The sequence below is a fragment of the Halanaerobium sp. genome (assembly GCF_003070835.1).
On record NZ_QBLR01000445.1, the window covers coordinates 1 to 2,069 of the forward strand.

The 2,069-nt window shown below is 27.9% G+C and carries 2 protein-coding genes and 1 riboswitch; both genes read right to left on the minus strand.

What is annotated here, in order from left to right; translation table 11 throughout:
- Nucleotides 1–239 precede the first annotated feature (239 nt).
- A riboswitch (FMN riboswitch) is annotated at nt 240–354 on the minus strand.
- A gap of 114 nt (nt 355–468) precedes the next feature.
- Entirely contained in the window at nt 469–1,755 is a 1,287-nt protein-coding gene (locus CI949_RS20225) for a hypothetical protein (RefSeq protein ID WP_290769816.1), read from the minus strand.
- A 104-nt stretch (nt 1,756–1,859) separates the two neighbouring features.
- Nucleotides 1,860–2,069 (minus strand): sulfatase-like hydrolase/transferase (locus CI949_RS20230; protein WP_290769817.1); only part of this gene is annotated, 210 nt, incomplete at its 5' end.

A 2,069-nucleotide genomic window follows, 5' to 3' on the forward strand; every position in this document is an offset into this window, starting at 1 on the left:
TACCCCCATTTTTATAGTTTAATTTTTAGCCTAAAATTCAACTGCTCCGACTCAATAATTTTATAATTCCTCGGAAATTAGAAAAAGTCCTTCCAGAACTGACCAAAACTGGAAGGACTTTAATAATCAAATATTATAATATAAGTTAATTATAACTATTTATTCAGCACTATAGATTTAAAATATTTAAAATCTATAATAAATTAAATGACAAATAAACAAATTAGATTAATTAACCCATAACCTAACTCCCTTCCAGACTTTACTGTCGGTTCTGCATTTCATCAGATCAATCCTAATGGATTTGTGGACTTTACCACCGGTAGGGAATTTCACCCATCCTCGTTAGTTATTAAATTTACTAGTTATATTTTAGCATCTAAATTAAAGTTTGTAAAGTAATTTCACATAATTGTTTGTTTTTCCTATTTGAACAGCTCTTTCTAATAATTTAGAATGTTTTGCTCTTTACTCTAAATTTAAAGAATCTATTGGACCCCAAAATTTAAGCTGATAAAAACCATCTTCATTTCTAGTTATTCTTTCACTTAACACAAGCTGCAGAAAAGAATTAAGCTGTTCAACTTTAGCAGTTTGCGGTTTATATCTTAATTCACCACTGCTGATATATGGGATTTCTTCACTATAATTATATTCAGCATCTAATTCAGCCAACAGTATTGAAGAATCTAATTCCGAATGACTGCTGCCATTAGGATGACTGTACTGCTGCTGATAAGAAAATTTGTTGATTAAAATTTCAAATTGATTATTTTCAGCTAAAATACCAAAACTATTTTCATTTAATTGTTGAGCCATGATTTCTGCCAGCACAAGTTTCAATTCATTTAAATTCAAATTAAAATCAAGCTGATTTACCTTAATTCGATTATTCTGATTTGTTAAATCAAAGCTTCCATTAAAATCAAATTGGTTAAATTCAAGGTCCTGATAAAAATCATTAGCTGAAAAATTCAAATCTGATGCTGTTAAATGAAAATCATAATTACCTTTTGCTTCTTCAACATAAATTTGCTGCTCTTGCTCATTATAATCAATTATTGAATCAAAATTATAAATTATTTTCAGTAATTCGCTGCTTAAATTAAATTCTTCCAGTTTTAAGTTTTGATTTGCCTGATCATAATCTACCCTTAATTTAAAATCACTAAATGTCGACAATCTATTCCAATCCTGTTCACTGAGACCATAACTTCTATAATAGGGAAAATTATACTTTAATTCAGCTGCAGTAAAATCTAAATTATGATTATCTTCTAAAAGAAGCTGAAGATCATTTTCATTTTTGATAGCTAAAATATTTTCTTCTGTTAGATTACCCTGGTAATGAAGTTCTGCACCTTTTATATTAATTTGATAGTTTTTATTTAAATTAGAATAATTAATTTGAGCAATCTTTGTCTCTAAATTCTTATTAAACTCAAAATTCTGATTACGAATATAATTAATTATTTGCTGCCAGTTAAAACTAATTTCTGCCTGATTAACAATTAAATTAAATTGATCTCTTTTTGTTATACTAGCATCTCTGATATCTATTTTTTGAAGCAAAGGATTGCTTTCAACCTCCAAACTGCGGAGCTGATAGTCATTAGCCGCTGCTGTTTTTCTGATTTCAATTTCCACATCTTCTGCTATTTTTTGTCCATAATAATAATTAGCTGTAAAAATAACTGCAGCTGCAAATAACATTACTAAAATATAAATTGAAGCTTTTTTAATAAATTTGTTCATTACTTGGACCTCCCTATTCTTGAGCATTTTCTTCTGAAATATTTTTTTCCATAACAAATTCTCCAGCTGAACTGTATGTTTCTTTTTTTATATCAGAACTATGATTAGAGTAAAAGACAAAAAGAGTACCTTGGTATAAATCTTTTCTTTAAGTTAAGTTTTTCAAAAAAATGTTTTATTGACTGATCAGTAAAGTAAACTGAATTAAAGTAATATTTTACAATCGGAGGTTCTAAATCCTCAAATTCCTCCTGGCTATATTCTTCTGGATAAAAATCAAATGGCATATGACTGGTTACCGTTATATAAAAAGC

Coding starts and splice junctions, on each gene's coding strand:
- CI949_RS20225 (WP_290769816.1), bottom strand. CDS start 1,755: ATGAACAAATTTATTAAAAAAGCTTCAATTTATATTTTAGTAATGTTA.